The organism is Planococcus sp. BI3 (genome assembly GCF_056680115.1).
The window spans coordinates 3671932-3692528 of the sequence record NZ_CM155266.1; the positions used below are offsets into that span (position 1 = coordinate 3671932).

Genomic DNA, 20597 nt, shown 5'->3' on the forward strand with positions numbered 1-20597 from the left:
GCTGGAGGAGACTCTTTTTTAGCTTTATCCAGTACTACTCCATCAACTCCATCATCAAAAACACTTTAAACTTATCAAAAAGGTAAGCTTGCCCTTCCGTATTCGGATATAAGGAGTTTTGCATCAGGCTGCTTTGGGAGATCCTCTTGGCATGGATTTCATCGGCCATCACTTGGTAGAAATCAAAAAAATGGACGCCGTCTTTTTCTGCCAGCTTGCGGCTTGCCTGCATATAAGAAAGCATCTTAATGTTTTCGTTGACAGAGGTTGTTGGATTCGGCGTTCGAATCAGCACTTCCGTTTCACCGGCAGCAGTGATTTTGTCGACTATCCACTGATAGTCCTTCGTGTACTCCTCGACAGGGATCTTCCAGCCGCCAAGCGCATCATTCAACCCGGCAGAAATCACCACCAAATCAGGGGCATGGTTCAGGACGTCGCTGGCCAAACGGTCTTTCATATGGGAGAGGGTGTTGGCATTCATGCCGGCGTTGACAACGGTCACCTGGTCCGGGTATTTACTGCCGAACCAGTCCGCCAAAAGCGCCACATGATTGGGATTGCCATCAGGCAACGAATCAGGCGAGGTTACGTAGTCACCAAGAAATACGATGGTCACCGGAGTTCCCGCAGCCAGCTTTTCAGAAAAATTAATGGATTCAGGGGCAGCTTCTGCTTGAATGCTCTCCGTTTCAGGCAAGAGGGCTGTTTTTTCCGATAATTCGATCGTTTCAAAGTTTTTTTCACCGAGGATGATAATGAAAACAAGCAAAATAGTCAGTATGTAAATCATTATTTTAAGCATCCTTATACCTACCTTTCATTTTTGAAATTAATTATATTTTACCACAAAGATGATTTGATTTATCTAAAATTTCAGAATTTTTATGAGTATTCAGACTCAAATGCGGAATAGAGCGATTTAGCCAGTTTTAAAGCAGAAATAGGGGGAATAATATAATAGACTATATAATGGCCATGGAAATTAAGGGGGCGCTTGAAATGAAACTAATAGGGGATAAATTGAAGAGCCTGAGGGAAGAAAACCAGTTGAGTGTCGATGATCTGGCCAGCGCATTGGGGTTTGCAAAAACTGTTATTTGGGGGTACGAAAGCGGCAAAAAGCAAGTTAGTGTTTCTCATTTGGAATTGCTGGCCGATTACTATAAAGTATCCGTAGACTTTCTGCTGGAGCGGAATCAGATAGTGAACAAACTCGACCTTCAGCAAATTACCGACTTGGCTTCAGTCAACCTGGTGGTGGATGACCAGCCAGTAAATAAAGAAGAGTTGGCGGAAGTGACATCCTATCTGCAGATCAAGCGCCGGCTAAAAGAAGAAGAAGATACACAAATGAAAAAAAGAGCCGCTGAATAAAGAGCCGCACCAGAGGACGGGATTTTCATCTCCAGCCTTTTGGTGAATAGAATAAATGAAAAACGGGCAGCTGGTAAAATATCCGGCTGCCCGTTTTTTCATCAATTGCAGAGATGGCTTTGAAGCCAGCTCACGCCTATCCAACAGCTGCCATTTGAATAGGGAAATAGTTGATTTTATAAAAAGTTTACCAGCTTGGGGGAGTGGCATGTCGGCAGCAGTCGTTACGATATTATTGTGCATCGGTTATTTAGTGTTCACGATAGATAAAAAACAGGAGAATTTTCCCGTGCCGGTCGTGCTTGTGCTGATCGGCATCGGCTTATCATTCATACCTTATTTCAGCGGCGTAGAAGTGACAGAAACAATGATCTATGACGTTTTTTTGTCGGGTCTTTTATTTGTCTCGGCTTATCAGTTTTCAACAAAGGCTTTGCGGAACAATGCTGGCATCATCGGTTTGCTGAGTACGGTGGGTCTGGGATTGACCGTTGCACTTGTCGGACTGTCCGTCTACTGGATCGGTGGCTGGTTCTTTTCCGTTTCGCTGGCAGGCGCTTTAGTCATTGCGGCGATTCTGGCACCTACTGATCCGGCTTCGGTCGTCTCGATTCTGAAAAAATCATCACCGGACAAGAGCATCGCTGACATTGTCGATGGGGAATCCATGATCAATGACGGAACGAGTATCGTTCTGTTCACGGTCCTGTCCGGCATGTTTTTTGAATCCGGCTCGCTCGATGTGCTGTCCCTATTCGGTGAATTCATCTATGTTTCAGCAGGAGGGGTGATTCTTGGCGTCGTTGTCGGGTGGCTGCTGAGTAAGGCTGTCCATATCACCCATCACCGGGATTATCAGGTCATGCTCAGCATCATACTGGCTTATGGGGCTTTCCAGCTGGCTGAAAGCTTCGGTTTTTCGGGTGTCCTGGCGACCGTGTCCGCAGGCATATTGCTGTCTTGGGAATTTTCCCACACCAATAAAGAAGATCATTACCGTGAGTCGCTGTACGGTTTTTGGAGCGTAGTCGAACCATCGCTGCTGTCGCTGCTGTTTTTGCTGATCGGCATCGAAGCAACGGAACACTTGGCTTGGGACAATTGGCTCCTGGCTATTGTGATTTTGTTCGCCAGCATCGCCATCCGGTTCTTTATTGTCGGCGGCACTTTCAGGCTGCTGTCTGGAGGGGAGCATGAAGTGATCTGGAAAAAGGCGCTGCTCATTTCCTGGTCCGGCATCCGCGGCTCAGTGTCCGTGTTTCTATTGCTGCAGCTGGGAGCGATGGCGCAGGGAGGAGCGGCAGACGAACTGATTTCAATCAGCTTTTCCGTAGTCATCCTGTCGCTGCTGGTTCAGGGCTTGGGCATCTATCCGTTATCAAAACTGCTGGAAAACAAATGAAAACAGCCCCTGCGGAAGTTGAAGTTCCTGCAGGGGCTGTCATTACACCTTCATATACAATTGTTCAATCATTTCAGGAAGCAAGGGTTTTTGGAAAAGGTAGCCCTGCGCCTGGTTGCAATTTTTCGATTTTAGGAATGCCAACTGCTCTTGGGTTTCTACGCCTTCTGCGATGACATTCAACTCCAGGTTATGGGCCATTTGAATAATTGTATCGACCAACGCCGCATCCTTCGGGTCAGTTTGGATATTGCGGATGAAATGCTGGTCGATTTTCAAGGTATCGACCGGGAACAGCTTTAAATAGCTGAGGGAAGAATAGCCGGTGCCGAAATCATCAATCGATAGGTGGATGCCCATGGATTTCAATTCCTGCATTTTTAAAATGGCGTATTTGGTGCCTTGGATGATGCTTTCGGTCAATTCCAGCTCGAGAAATTCAGGAGCCAGTCCTGTATCATCCAAAGCCGAAGTCACCACTTCAGCAATATTGCCCTGCGAAAACTGCTTGGCTGAAATATTGACGGCTACGCGGAACGAATCTAATCCAGCGTCCTGCCAGGCTTTGTTCTGTCTGCAGGCAGTGCGGAGAACAAATTCACCAATATAGTGGATCATGCCGTTTTCTTCTGCGATAGGAATAAATTCAGCCGGTGAAATATGCCCCAATTTAGGATGCTTCCACCGGACCAGTGCTTCTACTCCAATGATCTTTTCGGTTGTAATGTGGATCTGTGGTTGATAGCGAACCGTGAATTCGCCAAGCTCCAAGCCTTTGCGGATGCTCATGGCGATTTTTGATTTTCGGGAAATCAAGTCGTTCATCTCGGAAGTGAAAAACTGGAAGTCATTTTTGCCTTCTTCTTTGACGCGGTACATGGCGATGTCGGCATTTTTCACCAGCGTTTCGGGATCTTTGCCGTCTGCCGGAAAAAGGCTTGCGCCGATTGACGGGGTAGTGAAGACGGTTTCGTTATTTAATAGGAAAGGAATGTTCAAGGCTTCCAGGATTTTCTGTGCGGTGGTTTCTGCTTTCGCATAGTCAGCGTGTGGCAGCAGCACAATGAATTCATCGCCGCCAAGCCGCGCCAGGGTGTCGGTTTTGACAATGCAGGACTCGATGCGCGCTGCCACTTCAATCAGCAGCAGATCGCCGGTCTGATGGCCGTATGTGTCATTGACCAGCTTGAACTGGTCAAGGTCGAGGTAAAGAACTGTCAGGACAGAGTTGTTTTCCACCGCCTGATCAATTGAGGAATGGAGACGGTCATTAAATAATCGGCGGTTTGGCAGTCCTGTCAGCGAATCCAGGTAAACGAGATTGCTGATTTTTTCCTCGGCCACTCTGCGCTCAGTGATGTCCCGGATGATGAGGCTATAATAAGTGCCTTTCGCCGTTTGCCACATTCCTGTAGATAACTCAACTGGAAATTGGCTGCCGTTTTGCTTTAATCCGGTCAGTTCAATGGTTTTGCCAACCGTGTCAATAGTTTCATGCTGCCGTGAGTCTGGGTGCGTCCGGGGGAAGATCAGGCGGACATCCTGGTGGATGATTTCGTCTTTGCTGTAGCCGAACAGTCCATCTGCGCTATTATTCCATTGCACGACAATTCCCTGGGCGTCTGTAACTACGATGGCATCCTTGGCGGATTCGATAATGGACAGGAATTGGCGTCCGTACTCATCGGACAGGGATTTCACTTTCGTTTCGCTGCGGATGCTCAGGATAGCGATCATTAGTATAAGTACCATGCCGATGCCTAAATTAAAGGCGATGTAATTATTGTCCATCGAATTGGCGGCTGCTGGCATGTGATGGTCGGCAGCCTCAAAACGGGCAGCAGCCATGCCAATATAATGCATGCCGGAAGCACCAGAGGCCATCAATGCGGCACTGACAACTTTTAGCCAGAAGAATCCATGGCGATCCCGTGAATAAAAAAGCAGGAACATTGCTGAGAGAGAAGCGGCCAATGCAAAAAGCACAGACAGCATCACTAATAAGGGGTCATATTGAACCGTCGCCTGCATCTGCATCGCCGCCATCCCGATATAATGCATAGAGATGATGCCTGTTGTAATGAGGATGGCGCCGGCCAGAACTTCAGTTTTTCGGACCCGCTGCCTGCTGATGATGGCAAAAACAATCCCGCTCGCAGCTATGGCCGGGAGGATTGAAGCGATGACCAGCAGGGGATCATAGTTTATTTCCACTGACAGATGGGAAGCGAGCATCCCGATAAAGTGCATCGACCAAATGCCAAGCCCCATAATGAGGGAACCAAGCAAGATCCATTTTACCCGTGCTATTCCGCTTGTGGCAAACAGCATTCGGCTAATGCTTAAAGCGATAAATGCAGAGATGAAAACCACAGCTACAGAAAGGGCGATTAAAATTGGGTCATAGGATAATGGTAATGTGTTCATTTGGTTCACGCTGCCTTTCTGTGCACTATCTAAAATAGGCGTTTTATATGGTGAATTGGGAAAAAGATAATATAAACCTGGACTAATGTTAAGTGTATTTTAGCATCTTAATAGAAGTTTATTTGTAATTCTAAATTTCAGATAATATTTTTGTGACCAATTACCTATATTAGCTTTTATAAGTTTTTTCCAGCAATTGAGGCAGAAGAAATAGAAAGTTTTTTGAAAATTAGCTTTACCCCAAAAAAATGTTATTATTAAACAATAACAGATTAGAATATGCGAATAGGAAGGTGAAGAAATGCAAGTTAAAAAAGCAATCATTCCGGCTGCAGGATTGGGCACACGGTTTCTGCCAGCCACGAAAGCCATGCCAAAAGAAATGCTGCCGATTGTCGATAAACCAACGATCCAATACATAGTGGAGGAAGCCATCGCCTCTGGAATTGAAGACATCATCATCGTCACCGGTAAAGGCAAACGTGCCATTGAAGATCATTTCGACCATGCCTTTGAACTCGAAGAAACTCTTATGAGAAAAGGCAAGATTGATATGCTGGATTCCGTTTTGGAAACGTCCAATGTGGAAATCCATTACATCCGCCAAAAAGAACCGCTTGGCCTTGGCCATGCCATCTGGTCAGCACGCCGATTTATCGGCAATGAACCGTTTGCGGTCTTGCTGGGGGATGATATCGTGGAAAACGAAGAACCTTGCCTGTCTCAATTAATGAAACAAAATGAGTTGACCGGCAAAAGTGTCATCGGCGTCCAGCAGGTGCCGGAAGATGAAACCCACCGCTATGGCATCATCAACCCCGTTTCCATCGATGGAAAATTGATCAAAGTCGATAACTTTGTCGAAAAACCGGCAGCGGGAACAGCGCCATCAAATTATGCCATCATGGGCCGTTACATCCTGACGCCTGAAATTTTCGAATTTTTGGGTCAGCACCAGCTTGGCGCAGGCGGGGAAATCCAATTGACAGATGCTATTCAGATGTTGAATGAAGTCCAGTCTGTGTATGCCTATGAATTTGAGGGGCGCCGCTTTGATGTCGGTGAGAAATATGGATTTATTGAAACGACCATTGAATTTGCCTTGAAACGCCCTGAGTTGAAAGATCGGCTGCTGAAGCTTTTCGAGGAAAAGTTGAAGGAGTCGTATATCAACGAAAAGTGAGTATATCCCTTGACAAAGCCAATCCGCTTCAGCCAATCCGGCGAAGCGGTTTTTTCGGATTCCAAGCAGTTTATCGGCAGAGGCAAATAATGATACACTGAGTAAAGTAAAAACGGGAATCCTTTTTTCTTGTCGCATTATATAATAGGATGGAAAGAAGAAATCGCTGCAGATGGAATGGGTCTGCTCTCCTCAAAATAAAACCATCCATCTATTTGTGGCTCATTATCCCGATCGCCACTAAAAGAAATGAGTGTCTAAAGTGAAAAAACCTATAAAAATCCAAAAAATAGCAGTCTGGCTGGTGATGATGTTTTTCATGATCGGCCTGCCATTCGTGACGCTTTATGTCAGTGAGCGGCTGATTCGAGAGGTAGTAACCCTGCCGTTGCAGGAATGGGTGGCGGACTTTCCAAAACGCTTTGCAGTCAACGCTTTGCTGCTGCTTGCGTTATTCAATCTGTTCTATATCCTGCCGCGGAAGTGGTTCATGTTCACCAGCTTGCTGATGAGCAGCCTGCTGATTGTTTTCGCTTATGCCAATAAAGTCAAAATGGAGTTGCGCAGTTCACCAATATCTATAGGGGATTTCGCTCTGCTGAATGAACTTGGCGGGCTGGAACAGCCGGTTGGCTTGAATATCCCGTTGCTGGTCGGTATCGGTGTAGGATTTATTGTGCTGACAGCAGCCATTTTTTTAGGGATGCCCAAAATGAAGGAAAATTGGATCGCAAAAATGGGTGTTTCCTTAATTTCCATCCTGTTCCTGGCCATGCTGTGGACGGATAAGCCTGCTTCTCCAATGGATCGAGCGCAGTTCGAAAATACGTGGTGGAAGCTGGAGCTGGCGCTGATGCGCAATGGTGTCTTCGGTAATTTCCTGATGCTGGCCAAGCAATCCAATATAGAACCGCCTGAAGGTTTTTCTGCCAAAAAAATGAAGGCTATTGCAGAAAAATACGAGCCGGCTGCTGGCAACGATGAAGAAAAATCGAATGTCATCTTCTTGATGAGTGAATCGTTCATCGATCCGTATTCGTTCGGAGAAGAACATTTTGCCAAAGATCCCATTCCGAACTTCCGTCGGTTATACGGAGAATCGCTGCACGGCGGAATGTACTCCTCTGAATTTGGTGGTGGCACGGCTAATGTGGAATTTGAAGCTCTGACCGGTTTCAGCATGCAGTTCATGCCGGCCAATTTTGTGCCGTATCAATTGTATGTTACGCAGCCTTTGCCTTCTGCGGCTTATGCGTTCAGGGAAGCAGACTATGAAACGACGGCGATTCATTCCTATTACGGCTGGTTCTATCAGCGCGAATCGGTGTATCGCCAATTAGGCTTTAACCGGTTTATCTCAGGAGAATTCATGGACTTGGATCATTCCAATGATGCTGGAAAAGGTTTTCCGAAAGATCGCCATATCACGGATTCGGTCATCGCCACTTTAGATAGAACCGAAGAGTTGGATTTTATTCACGCAGTGGCGGCTGAAGGCCATATGCCGTATCACAAGACTGAGCAATCGGAATTCCTGAATACGGGCACGCTGCCTGACGAGACCCGTCAGTATTTGAATAACTTTACGGAGAAAATGCACAGTATCGATGCAGAACTCGGCCGGATGGTAGCGGAAATTGAAGCGCGTGACGAGTCGGCCATCCTGGTGTTCTTCGGAGACCATTACCCGTCTTTCCCGGATAACGAAGCAGTATATGGTGAGAGTGGAACTCAAGTAGCCAACGATCTGCTCGGGGATTACGACGATTTTATCGCAACCCATAAAGTCCCTTATTTCATTTGGAAGTCTGATGGCAATAAACCCGCAGAGTTGGACGTGACGCCAAACCAGTTTAGTGCATTGGCGCTTGAAATGGCCGGAGTCGAGGGCAATACAGTAACAGCCATTCTGGATGACATGCGCGAGCGGGGAGATGCGGTGATTCCATATAACCAGTGGCAAGCACAGATGGGTGAACAGACGCAGCAGATGAACGATCTGCAGATGATCCAATACGATTTGCTTCACGGCAAACGCTATGCGGAATACTTGATGCCGGAGCTTGTCAGAACGCCATCTCCGGACTACCATCTGGGTCTTTATCCGGAAATGAATGCACAGAAGATGGTGGAGACGCCGGAGTCGTATGAACTCTATATTGAAGGCGCCCCTAAATTTTCCGAAGTTCTGGTGAACGGAGAAGCGCAAACGGCTGAATGGCAGACGGGCGGCCAGGGGTTAGCGGTTTTTACCCTCCCAAAACAGCAGGTGGAGAAGGACGCTGAGATTCAAGTGGTCGTCTATAATTCAAGAGGAGCTGTGCTGAGGCAAACCGATGTATTTTCAATAGAAGAAACTGTAGAAACAAGCAAACAGTAAAAGCAGCGGCCATCATTATGAGGCCGCTGCTTTTTTAATGCGATTCAATTGTTTCAATTAATTCTTTTCCCGAATACTCTCCGCTCACTGTGATGCGCATTAATTCAAAAGGAGAGGAGTTTTGATGATTCACGCCGTCGCGGACCGTGAAAGCCATTTTATAGCCTGCCTTTTCCGCTAAGCGGATGGTATCGGCCGTGTAATCGCCATAGGGATAGCTGAGGGCTGTAACTTCTGCGCCTGTGTTCTTTTCGATGGCGTCCTTTGATGCCGTGAAATCCGCATAGACCCGTTTTTCGAATGCCTCCTGGGTTTCCAGTCCCTCCGCCAACTGCAGACGGCCCGCAATCAACCCGCGCTTTTGGCCTTGAAAGTTCTTTTGTTTTAGATGGGAATCCCAGGTATGGCTCTGAATGCTCATGGTTCCTGACATTTCCCGCGCCTGTTGCCAGGAAATCTTTTCATATTCCCCGGCCGTGAATCCGTGAGTCTCGAAAATCCGGCTGGTGATAACATAAATGCTCGCCTTCATCTCCAGTTTCTTCAGTACTGGAAAAGCCTCTGTGTAAGTGCTGATGTAACCATCATCAAAGGTGATAAGCACAGGGTTTTTCGGAAGGGCAGCCCCTTGCTCCAGATGAGACAGCAAATCGTTTTCGGTGATGCTGGTATATCCGGCTGATTTCAAAGCCAGCATCTGTTCTTTGAATTGTGCTGGATCAATACTGATGGAATCATTTCGGTTGGTTATCAAGGTATGGTACATCAAAATCGGAACCTCCACAGCTGGCACTTCGCTGCTTATTTGTTTGATTTTGGAAGCGGTTTTGAAAACAATTCTGGACTTGGGGTCCCAGCCGACTTTAAATCCATAATACTCCGAAATAAAACGCAATGGAATAAATGTCCCGCCCTTGAAAGGGATCGATGGGGTTTCTAAAGTTACGGATGTGCCATTGGCTGCAGCTGTATTCTTTTTCATACTCTCAAAGCCTTGTAAAATATCGTATCCGATCAAAGGGCTGTCCGTATAAGGCCTGATTGCAGAGCTCGCCTCCGCTCTAATGCTGAAGAACGAAAAACAGAGGCCGATTAGAAATAAAACATATAAAGTAAATCCAATATTTTTCATTTGGCAATACCTATATACATATATGTACCTAATCCTTCCTGTGGTTAATTAGTCCTGTTAATTGAGTATCTGATAATAACGGGACAGTGTCAATCGGAAATTAGGTATTTGTGTTCGTTTATGTATTTCATTGCAGAACCTTATGGCACATAAAATAGTGGGGAATTACAAAATCTTGCATTTGAAAAAATGATTAGGCCATTTTCTGTATGCGATAAAAGTGATGCGATCTAAATAATCTAAAAAATCTGTTTTATCGGTGGATATTTTGTAGGAGTATGATAAACTAGCTAAATAAAGAATGAAAATTGTAAACAGATGGAAATTAGAGTGCAAGCAGACTGCCAGAGCTTTCAAAAAGGCTTCGGTACAAGGAGGCATCTTCAAGGTGGAGGATATTTATTTTGAGCAGAATTACGGAAGGCTGTACGAACAAATCGAGCAAGGAACATGCGAAGTTTTTGAATTCAGTCATCCGTTGGGAAAAATCAGCCATTTGTTCATCAAGCGGCTGATCCCGGTGTGCATCAACGAGGAACCTTATTATGATATAAGCACGCCGTATGGCTATGGAGGGCCGCGCATCACGGATTGCGAAGAAGAGCATAAACTCCAGCTGGTGCAAGCCTTCCATGATGCTTTCGGGGAATATTGCCGAACAGAGAACATTGTCTGTGAGTTTGTGCGGTTCCATCCTTTGTTCACCAACGCCCAGGATTTCAGCAGTTGCTATGACTTGACGTTCCGCCGCCATACGACAGGCACCAACTTGAAGGATTATGAGAATCCGGTAGCATCTGAATTCTCCAAGTCAAAGCAAAAGAGCATCCGCAAAGCTTTGGAGGCGGGCGTACAATATCGCGTCACGGCAAACCCTGCCAATCTGGAAGAGTTTAAAGGCATTTACTATTCGACCATGAAAAGGAAAGATGCTGCTTCTGTCTATTATTTTGATGATGAATACTTTGATAAGCTTTTGGCTTATTTCCGTGAGAAGATTGTCCTTACTGAAGTGCTTTATGAAGGAAAGATCATTGCGATGGGGCTGAATCTGGTCTACGGCAAAACCATCCATATCCATTTGTCTGGTACCGTGGAAGAATACCACCGGTTGTCTGCCGCTTTTGTGATGCGTTATGCGTTGGTGATGTGGGGCAAAGAGCAGGAGATGGAACTGATCCACGAGGGTGGAGGCGTGACTGGGAAAGTCGACGATCCTTTGTATCTTTTTAAAAAGCAATTCGGCAAAAATACGGAATTCACGTTCCATGTCAGCTGTAAAATCTGGAACCAAAAAATTTACGATTTGCTGTGCAAAACCGTTGGAGCGGAAATGATAGCCGACTCATTCCCGGCCTATCGCTCCACCGCCGCCGCAGTGCGTGAACAGGTTGGCATCAATAATAGCTGAAGTATGGGAAAAGTCTGCTGCTCCGTGGCGGGCTTTTTTTGCGTTTGAAAATTATTTTAGAGGATATCCACTTTTTATCATTCAACAAAGAAAAAAGTCAGCTTTCGCTTTTGAAGCCGGATGCTATAATTGAATTTATGGATAGCAACTGATTTTAACAGTAAAGGATTTGTCAGATGACTGCATATAACCGTATTTCATGGATCGCGGCCTTTTCCTGGATGGCCGTCATTTTTTATCTTTCCCATCAACCGGGTTCTGCTTCAAGCGATTTAAGTTCAGGGGTCGTGGCAGCATTGTTGAGTTTTATGGATCAAGTGGCGCCGAATCTGGAGTTCGATATTGAAAGCTTCCATACTTTTGTTCGGAAGAATGCGCATTTCATTGCCTATTTCCTGTTGAGCCTGCTAAGTTTGAATGCCTGGAGAAGCAGCGGTTTCCGCGGGGGGAAGCAGCTTGGACTGGGGTTCGGCATGGCTGTGCTGTTTGCGGCGACTGATGAAATCCATCAATTGTTCATCGACGGACGGAGCGGTGAAGTTAAAGATGTTTTGATTGATAGTGCTGGTGCAGGTTTGGGCGTCGTGGTTTATGCGGTTGCCGATAAGCTGTGGCGACTCTGGAACAAAAAAGACAAGAAAGAATGCGGAAAGACGGAATTGTAATAAATACTTCTGTTATTTTTGAATCTATTGGTAGGGATGGATTCAATTTTCTGGTACAATTAGATCTAGTAAACACCAGGAACTTAACGTACGATTGGATAAATCAAAAAGAGCAATGGTGAGGTTAAGGAGCAGAATGTAAATGATAGCAAGAGGATTATATAAGAAGAGGTGGATTGTATGTGGGCATTGATTACAGGCGGCTTTATGTTCGTCATGGCCATTGTTTTTTCTTTGGCCAAATCCAGCTCAAAAAGGGAAGATGCTGCTAGCAGCCACCGTGAAGAATTGCTGGCGCGCAGCAATGATAACGAAACAGAAACTAGAGCAGTGGAAGAACCGAAGAATGAGCCGATCGAACAGCCAAAAAAGAATAAGGAAAACAAAACACCGCATCCTTCAGAGCAACTCTGAGTATGTGGTGTTTTTTGGTTCTTAATGCCCTATTTTTCTTTATTATTTGAATTTTCAGTTACAAAACTGTTATTTTCAGCCTAGTTTATGTATGATAGGAACTAAGAGTATTTCGCACTAAAGGAGGTGGTTGGCATGAAAGCAAAAACAATTGGAATCGTCCTATTGCTGCTTTTGGGTATTGCCGGATTCAGTTATTTCTTTTTAATGGTCGAAAAGCCGACCCGGGAAGATGGAGAGGAAAGCGACAGAGAAAGCCAGAACGCCAATACAGAGGAAGCAGCCGATAAAACGGAAGAGCTTCAAACCGCCATTGACGAAACTCCGGCCGGAGGAACGCTGGAAATACCGCCAGGCGTCTACAAACTCAGCAAAAATCCTGATCATAAAGCAGTCACTGGCTATGGTGACAGCTATTTCGCCTTAAAGATTTCAAAACCGATCACCATTCTAATGGAGGAGGTAATCTTCCAGACGGATACGGATGACGAATATGGTGTGTTTTGGATCGATAAAACGGAAGATGTCCATTTAAAGGACGGCGTTTTGATGGGGGAGCGGCTGCCGGAAGATGGATCGCTGACTTCCCATATTGCGGTTTTGTTTCTTTATACCGACAATAGCTCGATCGAAGGCACCTACATGAAAAATTATTCCCAGGGTGTCCATCTCAATCATTCGGATTACAATATTGTCCGGAAAGTGACTTCGGAATTCAATTACGCATCGGGCATCATCAGTTTCGACTCCAGGCATAATGTCATCGATTCATGCGTCGTGAGGAATTCCGGTGATGGCCATGTGTCTTTGTATGGAGGTGGCGGAGATAATCACGTGGTCAATTGCCTGGTTACGGAAGACCGCGAAGGGTACACTGACCAACAGGGCATCACAGTGGAAAGTGAAACCGACAGCCTGATTGAAAAAAATACGGTCAGCGGATTTTATTACGGCATCGACGTCAAAAATGCGTCGGAATCGAATATCATCGAATCAAATATAGTGTTCGACAATGAATACAATATTGCGGTGCGGGGCGGCGACGGCGGTGAGAATCTGCAACTGCCAAGCTACGACACCCAGATCCTGAACAATATGGCCGTTGATCCGCGGGATAAATCCTCCTATGGCATCTATGTCGGAGCGGGAGACGGGCATGTGGTCATCGGCAATACCCTGAACTTCGGAAACCTGGTCATGCCGGAAGAAGAGATGGCAGTCTACGAAAACCAAAATTATTTTGTAACAGAAGAAGAGTGAGCACGTTTCCTGCCAGCGCCTTTGTCGGCTCCAGCAGGAAACGTGTTTTATTGTGGAGCGGGGTGCGGTCAGCCCATTTCATTCGAATAAACCCTCTAGTAATTTTTCCGCTAATGGTACAATTAGCAGTATTAGCATCTTTTATTAGGCAAAGGAGGAAAAAGGAGTTATGGCCATATTAGTTTGCGGAGGCGCCGGGTATATCGGCAGCCATACCGTCAAGGAATTAGTGAATACATATGAGGTAGTGGTGCTCGATAATTTGACGACCGGTTTCGAGCATTTGATTGATGAGCGGGCGACGTTTATTAAAGGGGATCTGGGCGACCGGGCGGTTCTGGACAGCATCTTCACAACGCACCGCATCGACGCGGTCTTCCATTTTGCGGCCAACAGCCTGGTCGGTGAATCCGTCGAAAATCCACTGAAGTATTACCGCAATAATGTCAGTGCAACTTTGGTGCTGCTGGATAAAATGGTTGAACATGGCATCAAGCGCTTTATCTTTTCATCGACGGCCGCTGCTTACGGCATACCGGACACCGAGATGATCACGGAAGAGACGGCGACGAATCCAATCAATCCTTATGGCCGCTCGAAGCTGATGGTCGAGCAGATATTGGCCGACATCGCCCATGTCCATGATTTCCAATACGTCGTGCTGCGTTATTTCAATGCAGCAGGCGCGCATGAATCTGGGGAAATCGGGGAAAGCCACGATCCGGAATCGCATTTGATTCCCATCGTGCTGCAGCATCTTCTCGGACAGCGCGCAAAGATTTCGGTATTCGGCACGGATTACGATACCGCAGATGGCACCTGTGTTCGGGACTATATCCATGTGACGGATTTGGCACGGGCGCATATCCTGTCCTATGAAGCGATGGCGGCTGGAAAAGTCGCCAACGAAACCTATAACCTGGGCAACGGGGCGGGCTATTCAGTCAATGAAATCATCGACACCTGCCAACAGATTTCAGGCAAACAGGCAATCATCGAATATGCACCGCGGCGTGCTGGAGATCCGGCGACTTTGGTTGCATCCTCCGAAAAAATTAGGGGGGCATTAGGCTGGAAGCCTGCTTATGATTTGCAGGCCATCATCTCCAGTGCCTGGGCATGGCATTCGAAATAGAAGGAACGAAATCCCTTGAGCGCATAAGTTGCTCAAGGGATTTTTATAATCATTTCTGCTCTGCTGCAATCATTATATTAGAAAGAATTTATTAAAAAAATGAATATATAAGTTGAACTAAAAGAGTAACATTTATAGGCTAATTCGGCGGTTATGGAAGAGAAGAGAACAATGATTCTCCGCAAGCTCTGCCACCAAGGTGGACCAAATTCTTCTGGCGTACCTTGGTTCATGCGATAAGCCGAGAAGAACACTCACCTTAGTGCCCCACCTCATCCTGAGCCGCACCGGCGCTGGAGAACTCTCATAGATATGGAGCAAAACAGCGAAGACTCCTGCGGCTTAGCGATTCGACCGATACACCGCAGGGAGCGCAGCGGACGAGGAGGATTCGGCGGGAGCCCTTGGCAGCTGGCATCGCGCCGTCCTGTCGCGCCACCTGCATGACCCGCATCCTGCGGGCCCGAAAGCAGAGCTGTTTTGCGGAGTATCGGCTAATATAAATCATTAGTTCAACTTATATATCAGTAAATTTATGAAGGCCATATTAATATTTTTTAAATAATTCGAATTATCTATATTCTTGGATTACCTTTGTGATAGAATGATGAAAAGGAGGTAAATATAAGCATAAAGTACTGCTTTAAAACGAAAATTTCTATTTTTATCCTTTTATTCACTAGCAATTCCCTTTTGGCATCGGTAATGCCCTTACCCCAATACAGAGGAGTGAAAATCATGACAACGAAACCGATGGTCAGCATTGTTTGCACAAGCTACAATCACGGAGATTATCTTGCGGAAGCGATTGATAGCTTTCTGATGCAGAAAACGAATTTTGAATTTGAAATCCTAATATACGACGATGCCTCAACCGATCATAGCCCCCGAGTGATCAAACAGTACGAAAACAACTATCCCTCTTTAATCAAACCAATCTATCAAACCCAAAATCAATACTCAAAAGGAGTCCGCGTGGAATTGTTCAACCACAACCGGGCTAATGGAAAATACATTGCTGTCTGCGAAGGCGATGATTACTGGACAGATCCCTATAAGTTGCAGAAGCAAGTAGACTATATGGAAACGCATCCTTTCTGCAGCATGACTGTCCACGCAGCCGATCGTGTGCTGTCAGATAAAAAGAAAGTTCTGTCCACTGTGAGGCCGGAACATGCCAATGCCATTTTTTCTGTCGAACGTGTAATAGAAGGTGGCGGCGATTTGATTGCGACAAATTCCATGGTGTACTCAAAAGAAAAAATTTTTACATTGGCCCCGTTCTACCTGAATGCGGTAGTGGGGGATTACCCGTTGGTCATTTTAGCTGCACTTCGCGGAACGGTGGATTATTTGGATGACAATATGTCCGCCTACCGTGTCGGGGTCAAAGGATCCTGGACGGAACGGGAGCTTGCGACCAGTATGAAGCGTATCAACCATTATCATGACATGGAAAAAATGTTCGATGAAATCAATGAATACACTAAATTCCAATATAATGACGCATTGGAAAAGGCGAAACGAGGCTATCAGTTCTCGCTCTTATTGGAACAAGGGAAATTCAGAGAAGCCAAATGCGGTGAATACCGAAAAATCTATTTGGAGCTCAGCATCAAAAAGCGCATGCTGCTGGAAATGAAGCGCTTTTTCCCGAATATTACAGACAGCATCCGAAAAGCAAAATGGAAATTGATCCACTAATGCAACTCAAGAAGGGACTGGAGATAGGAGACCGTTAAATGGAACCACAACCATCATTGAAAAAAAAGACAATTGGCGGTCTGTTTTGGAGCTTTGGTGACTTGGTCGGCAACCAGGGCATCCAATTCCTCATCCAGATTATTCTGGCACGCCTGTTGCTGCCGGAACATTTCGGCTTGATCGGCATGATTCTGGTGTTTATCACATTGTCCAATTCATTGGTTGACAGTGGATTTACGCAGGCCTTGATCCGTGAACGCAATGCAACCCAGACCGATTATTCAACCGTCTTTTACTTTAATCTGTTCGTATCCGTGCTGATATATGGGATTCTCTATGCGGCAGCGCCGAGCATCAGCGGCTTTTTCGGCGAACCGCAGCTGGTGTCGCTGATTCGGGTGCTGTCCATCGGGATTGTCATCAATGCACTGGCAGTCATTCCAAAAGCGATGTTCGCCAAAGAAGTGAATTTCAAGGCGCAGGCAACCATCAATTTGAGCGCCAGTATCGTATCGGGAATTTTTGCGGTCGGATTGGCAGTGGGAGGATACGGAGTCTGGAGTTTGGTTCTGCGGCAATTATCGATGAACGCAATTCAGTCTTTGCTGTTTGCTTTAACGAAAAAATGGGTGCCTTCATTGGTTTTCAGTGTTTCATCTTTCAAACGTTTGTTCGGTTTTGGCTGGAAGCTTCTTGTGTCGGGTTTGATCGATACCTTCTATACCAACGTCTATTTCCTGATTATTGGCAGGCAGTATTCTGCGGCGCAGTTGGGCTATTATACGAACGCCTCCCGCTTCAGCGAAATTGTCTCGCAGAATTTGGCGGCTACCATCCTGCGCGTGACCTACCCGGTGCTCAGCAGCATCCAGGACGAGCACGAGCGCTTAAAGCAGTCCTATAAAAAAATTACAAAACTCGCTGCTTTTCTTATTTTCCCGGTAATGGTGGGGATGGCTGCTGTTGGCGAGCCCTTGGTGTTGCTGGTATTTGGAGAAAAATGGCTGCCTATGGTCCCGTATTTTCAGTTGCTGTCCATTGCAGGGATGCTGTACCCGATTTTGGCGCTCGATTTGAGCATACTCCAAGTAAAAGGCCGGTCGGACCTGTACCTGCTGTTGGAAATCATCAATAAAATCTCGTTGACGATTCTTTTATTTCTGGCAGTGTGGCTGAAACTTGGCGTCATCGGGTTAATCGGTGCAGCTATCGTGAACACCTACTTGGAATTTTTCGTCAACAGCCATTTCTCGAAGCGGGAAGTGGCTTATCCCGCCAAGGAAAAAGTGCGGGACCTGCTGCCGATTTACCTGCTGTCCTTTGCTATGGGCGCCGTGGTGTGGGGACTTGGCGTCTGGCTGGATACGGGCACAATAGTACGATTGCAGCTGCAGGTTGCAGCTGGAATCTTTTTCTACATTGTTGCTTGCCGGATGGCAAAGATCACTGAGCTGAAGACGGTGTATGGGCTGGTAAAGCCCCTTCTTTCATTGAAAAAACGGTAAGCAGGATTGTCTGCTTACCGTTTTTTGTCGTTTATTACGGCCACCGATAGGCCGGGAAAAGTCCGCTTTCTGAATTGGAATTTGTCACCTCCACCAATTGCTGATAGATGTCCTCATTCCAGATTTTATTGCCAACATAATAGTCGAATTCGGTATTCTTGCCAAATCTCTTTTTGAATTGGTACAGCGAGTCATCGGGGCCGGGGTTGACGCCGCCGCCGGAATGGATATATTCCACGGCGTGTTCTTTGGCCCATAGCACAATGGCATAAGTCATGACGTATACAGGTGATAAATGGCCAAATCCATCCACGGTGGCTGACAGGTGCGTGTGGATGACTGGGCCAGTATGGAAATGAACCTCTGCGCCAATCACTTGGGAGTCGTAGATGGCCTCGACCAGTATCAGTTGATCGCCTAAATTATCAAGGATTTTCGAGAAGTAGGCATCGTCGAAGAAGTAAAAATCTTCGGCGCCGACGCGCGTCATCGTTTTGGTATAGATGTCCTGGAAATGATCCAAGTCGGAAGGGTTTATTGTGATCCGATAGGTTACCCCATCTTTTAATGCTTTGCGGATCCTCTTGCGGGTCGAGCCTGAAAATTCTTCCTGCACCGGATCTTCAAAGCCTTTTAGAGTGACGCCTGTAGTATGTCGCCTGAAAAGGACCTGGTAGCAGGAATCGAAATCCTGGGCATTGCCGGCCAGGGGATGGAAACGGACGAACTCACTGACGATATTGTGCTCCTGGCAATACGCCTGAAAAGCCTGGCAGAAAAGGCTGGCCAGCTCATCCTTGCGCGCCTTGTCCTTTAACTCAGTGATGACGGGGCCTCCGTAGCCATATGGCGTGAGAAGGTCAAAATAAGGCCCGCTCTCCAGGAGGACAGGAATCTCTCTTTTGATAAATTGATGATAGACGGATCCGATGGCATGTTCAAACTCGAAAGCTTCACAGCTCCCCCCTTCAATTTCTTCATAAAGTTTGGCGTAGTCTTTTGCAAAAAATAAATCCCTCAAAATAAAACCTCATTTCTTCATATTTTAAGATACATTATAAATCCAGCTCTTCTCCGGCAGTTCAGGCAGGCCAAGCCCTATGCTCCGGTTAAATAGAATTTATTTTCTTTTTTAATAAGACTAAATTTTCAATTAAATAGGCCGTTAAAACGATTATAACGAATGTTATAGGTAAATGCGAGTGGTAAAACTATTTCTTTAGTCAATAATAGGGGAGGGTTATTAGGTAATAGGGTATATTTTCGAGGTAAATGAAAACTTTTTTACGATAGAAGTATTCAGAAATATGTGCATTTTAAGAATAATTATCTTATACTAGAAATAATCAGCGTTTAATAGGGTAATGGCTTTTCACTTAAGAGCTTAGGTTAGAGGAGAGATGTTGATGGCCAACAGGAAAACTGTTATCTGGCTTCTTGGCATACTGGGTACTTTTGGGTTGGCGGCTGTTCTTATCATTGGTCAAAATTCTTTCTTTGCGGAAACGGAGATTGGCGAGAACGTACTATTCGGAGCAGAAGGTGATGGGATGGCAGACGACACACAAGCGATGCAGCGGGCTATTGATGAAACTCCAATCGGCGGAACGCTCCATATTCCGCCCGGTATTTATAAATTGACTAAAAATCCTGACTTAAAGGCCACTACCGGATATGGGGACAGTTATTTTGCCTTGAAGATAGCCAAACCGATCACCATCATCATGGATCAGGCAATATTCAAAACACAGGCTGAGGACGAATATGGCGTGTTTTGGATTGCGGATACAGCAGAGGTCCATCTGAAGGGTGGGTTTTTGATGGGGGATAAGCTGCCTGAAAATGGATCGTTGGTTTCTAATATTGCCATTTTTCTTCAGGACAGCCAGAAAAGTTCGGTTGAAAATGTTTATACGAAAAATTATTCCCAAGGCATTCACTTGCATCATGCCAATGACAACATCATCCGAAATGTGACAAGTGAATTTAACTATGGTTCCGGCATCATCAACTTTGCATCGGATTACAATACAATCGAATCCTGCGTCGTGAGAAACTCAGGAGATGGCCACCTTTCCTTATTTGGTGGGGGCAAGCAAAATCTGGTCAAAGGCTGCATTGTGGTGGAAGATCGTGAAGGCTTTACCGATCAGCAGGGCATTACGGTGGAAAGCGAAAAGAACAGCTTCATTGAAAAAAATACGGTGACCGGTTTCTATTATGGAATTGATATTAAAAATGGTGCGGAGTCCAATGTAATTAAAGGCAACCTGACCTATGACAACGAGTACAATATTGCGGTGCGGCCAGGAGATGGCGGCAAGAATCTCATGACGCCGAGCCATAATATCAGTATCCTCAATAATCTGGCTATCAGCCCCCGGGAAAACTCGGAGCGGGGAATTTATATCAATGTTGGAGACGGCCATATAGTCCAAGGGAACACCGTTGAGGAAAATAACCTGATCTTGCGCGACGACAAGTTGAGAGTGAAATATCAGCAAGAAAATTTTATTGTCGTCGATGAATAATGCGCAGAGTTTTGAAATAGTGTAAATTTTTTGTCAATTTATCTGAATAATCAATTTTTATTTATTTTTTA

General features: G+C 45.8%; 16 protein-coding genes. 12 read left to right on the forward strand and 4 right to left on the reverse strand.

Translation table 11 applies throughout. The features are described 5' to 3' along the window. Positions 1 to 34: 34 nt before the first annotated feature. Positions 35 to 793 (reverse strand): SGNH/GDSL hydrolase family protein, encoded by a 759-nt coding sequence (locus AC1MEO_RS18145; RefSeq protein ID WP_480333109.1) that lies wholly within the window; start codon positions 791 to 793, stop codon positions 35 to 37. A gap of 209 nt (positions 794 to 1002) precedes the next feature. On the opposite strand from AC1MEO_RS18145, the gene AC1MEO_RS18150 reads away from it, so the two are divergent. After that, positions 1003 to 1377 (forward strand): helix-turn-helix domain-containing protein, encoded by a 375-nt coding sequence (locus AC1MEO_RS18150; RefSeq protein ID WP_480333111.1) that lies wholly within the window; start codon positions 1003 to 1005, stop codon positions 1375 to 1377. Between the two features lie 208 nt (positions 1378 to 1585). Further along, positions 1586 to 2779, forward strand: a complete 1194-nt coding sequence (locus AC1MEO_RS18155; RefSeq protein WP_480333113.1) for a cation:proton antiporter — start codon at positions 1586 to 1588, stop codon at positions 2777 to 2779. Positions 2780 to 2821: 42 nt separating this feature from the next. On the opposite strand, the gene AC1MEO_RS18160 is transcribed toward AC1MEO_RS18155, so the two are convergent. Next, positions 2822 to 5206: an EAL domain-containing protein gene (locus AC1MEO_RS18160; protein ID WP_480333115.1), complete on the reverse strand. Its 2385-nt coding sequence runs from the start codon at positions 5204 to 5206 to the stop codon at positions 2822 to 2824. Between the two features lie 301 nt (positions 5207 to 5507). Here AC1MEO_RS18160 and galU point away from each other — a divergent pair, with 301 nt between their 5' ends. Next, positions 5508 to 6389, forward strand: a complete 882-nt coding sequence (galU, locus tag AC1MEO_RS18165) for a UTP--glucose-1-phosphate uridylyltransferase GalU (RefSeq protein WP_480333117.1) — start codon at positions 5508 to 5510, stop codon at positions 6387 to 6389. A gap of 262 nt (positions 6390 to 6651) precedes the next feature. Continuing rightward, positions 6652 to 8769, forward strand: coding sequence for an LTA synthase family protein (locus AC1MEO_RS18170; protein WP_480333119.1), 2118 nt, complete (start codon positions 6652 to 6654; stop codon positions 8767 to 8769). 34 nt (positions 8770 to 8803) lie between these two features. On the opposite strand, the gene AC1MEO_RS18175 is transcribed toward AC1MEO_RS18170, so the two are convergent. Continuing rightward, entirely contained in the window at positions 8804 to 9751 is a 948-nt protein-coding gene (locus AC1MEO_RS18175) for a polysaccharide deacetylase family protein (protein WP_480333121.1), read from the reverse strand. Positions 9752 to 10289: 538 nt separating this feature from the next. Between AC1MEO_RS18175 and AC1MEO_RS18180 the strand changes: the two genes are divergently transcribed. The 7 genes from AC1MEO_RS18180 (at position 10290) to AC1MEO_RS18210 (ending at position 17995) form a co-directional block, all read left to right on the forward strand. Beyond that, positions 10290 to 11312 (forward strand): GNAT family N-acetyltransferase, encoded by a 1023-nt coding sequence (locus tag AC1MEO_RS18180; RefSeq protein WP_480333123.1) that lies wholly within the window; start codon positions 10290 to 10292, stop codon positions 11310 to 11312. Positions 11313 to 11488: 176 nt separating this feature from the next. Continuing rightward, on the forward strand, positions 11489 to 11977 hold the full coding sequence (locus AC1MEO_RS18185) for a VanZ family protein (RefSeq protein ID WP_480333125.1): 489 nt from the start codon (positions 11489 to 11491) through the stop codon (positions 11975 to 11977). A 180-nt stretch (positions 11978 to 12157) separates the two neighbouring features. Next, complete coding sequence (locus AC1MEO_RS18190) at positions 12158 to 12391, forward strand: hypothetical protein (protein WP_480333127.1); 234 nt, start codon at positions 12158 to 12160, stop codon at positions 12389 to 12391. Positions 12392 to 12526: 135 nt separating this feature from the next. Then, entirely contained in the window at positions 12527 to 13651 is a 1125-nt protein-coding gene (locus AC1MEO_RS18195) for a right-handed parallel beta-helix repeat-containing protein (RefSeq protein ID WP_480333129.1), read from the forward strand. Between the two features lie 169 nt (positions 13652 to 13820). Then, a complete protein-coding gene (gene galE, locus AC1MEO_RS18200; RefSeq protein WP_480333131.1) occupies positions 13821 to 14786 on the forward strand; it encodes a UDP-glucose 4-epimerase GalE in 966 nt (321 codons plus the stop codon). Positions 14787 to 15524: 738 nt separating this feature from the next. After that, positions 15525 to 16490, forward strand: coding sequence for a glycosyltransferase family 2 protein (locus AC1MEO_RS18205; RefSeq protein WP_480333133.1), 966 nt, complete (start codon positions 15525 to 15527; stop codon positions 16488 to 16490). Between the two features lie 38 nt (positions 16491 to 16528). Continuing rightward, on the forward strand, positions 16529 to 17995 hold the full coding sequence (locus AC1MEO_RS18210; RefSeq protein ID WP_480333135.1) for a lipopolysaccharide biosynthesis protein: 1467 nt from the start codon (positions 16529 to 16531) through the stop codon (positions 17993 to 17995). Positions 17996 to 18029: 34 nt separating this feature from the next. Here the strand turns inward: AC1MEO_RS18210 and AC1MEO_RS18215 are convergent, their stop codons facing one another. Next, complete coding sequence (locus tag AC1MEO_RS18215; protein WP_480333137.1) at positions 18030 to 19016, reverse strand: peptidoglycan bridge formation glycyltransferase FemA/FemB family protein; 987 nt, start codon at positions 19014 to 19016, stop codon at positions 18030 to 18032. A 385-nt stretch (positions 19017 to 19401) separates the two neighbouring features. Here AC1MEO_RS18215 and AC1MEO_RS18220 point away from each other — a divergent pair, with 385 nt between their 5' ends. Continuing rightward, a complete protein-coding gene (locus AC1MEO_RS18220; protein WP_480333139.1) occupies positions 19402 to 20526 on the forward strand; it encodes a right-handed parallel beta-helix repeat-containing protein in 1125 nt (374 codons plus the stop codon). The last annotated feature ends 71 nt before the right edge of the window (positions 20527 to 20597 follow it).

What these genes read in the sequence shown, in the direction of transcription:
- AC1MEO_RS18145 (WP_480333109.1), bottom strand. Translation starts at nt 793, where the DNA reads ATGATTTACATACTGACTATTTTGCTTGTTTTCATTATCATCCTCGGT.
- AC1MEO_RS18150 (WP_480333111.1), top strand. Translation starts at nt 1,003, where the DNA reads ATGAAACTAATAGGGGATAAATTGAAGAGCCTGAGGGAAGAAAACCAG.
- AC1MEO_RS18155 (WP_480333113.1), top strand. Translation starts at nt 1,586, where the DNA reads ATGTCGGCAGCAGTCGTTACGATATTATTGTGCATCGGTTATTTAGTG.
- AC1MEO_RS18160 (WP_480333115.1), bottom strand. Translation starts at nt 5,206, where the DNA reads ATGAACACATTACCATTATCCTATGACCCAATTTTAATCGCCCTTTCT.
- galU (WP_480333117.1), top strand. Translation starts at nt 5,508, where the DNA reads ATGCAAGTTAAAAAAGCAATCATTCCGGCTGCAGGATTGGGCACACGG.
- AC1MEO_RS18175 (WP_480333121.1), bottom strand. Translation starts at nt 9,751, where the DNA reads ATGAAAAAGAATACAGCTGCAGCCAATGGCACATCCGTAACTTTAGAA.
- AC1MEO_RS18185 (WP_480333125.1), top strand. Translation starts at nt 11,489, where the DNA reads ATGACTGCATATAACCGTATTTCATGGATCGCGGCCTTTTCCTGGATG.
- AC1MEO_RS18190 (WP_480333127.1), top strand. Translation starts at nt 12,158, where the DNA reads ATGTGGGCATTGATTACAGGCGGCTTTATGTTCGTCATGGCCATTGTT.
- AC1MEO_RS18195 (WP_480333129.1), top strand. Translation starts at nt 12,527, where the DNA reads ATGAAAGCAAAAACAATTGGAATCGTCCTATTGCTGCTTTTGGGTATT.
- galE (WP_480333131.1), top strand. Translation starts at nt 13,821, where the DNA reads ATGGCCATATTAGTTTGCGGAGGCGCCGGGTATATCGGCAGCCATACC.
- AC1MEO_RS18205 (WP_480333133.1), top strand. Translation starts at nt 15,525, where the DNA reads ATGACAACGAAACCGATGGTCAGCATTGTTTGCACAAGCTACAATCAC.
- AC1MEO_RS18210 (WP_480333135.1), top strand. Translation starts at nt 16,529, where the DNA reads ATGGAACCACAACCATCATTGAAAAAAAAGACAATTGGCGGTCTGTTT.
- AC1MEO_RS18220 (WP_480333139.1), top strand. Translation starts at nt 19,402, where the DNA reads ATGGCCAACAGGAAAACTGTTATCTGGCTTCTTGGCATACTGGGTACT.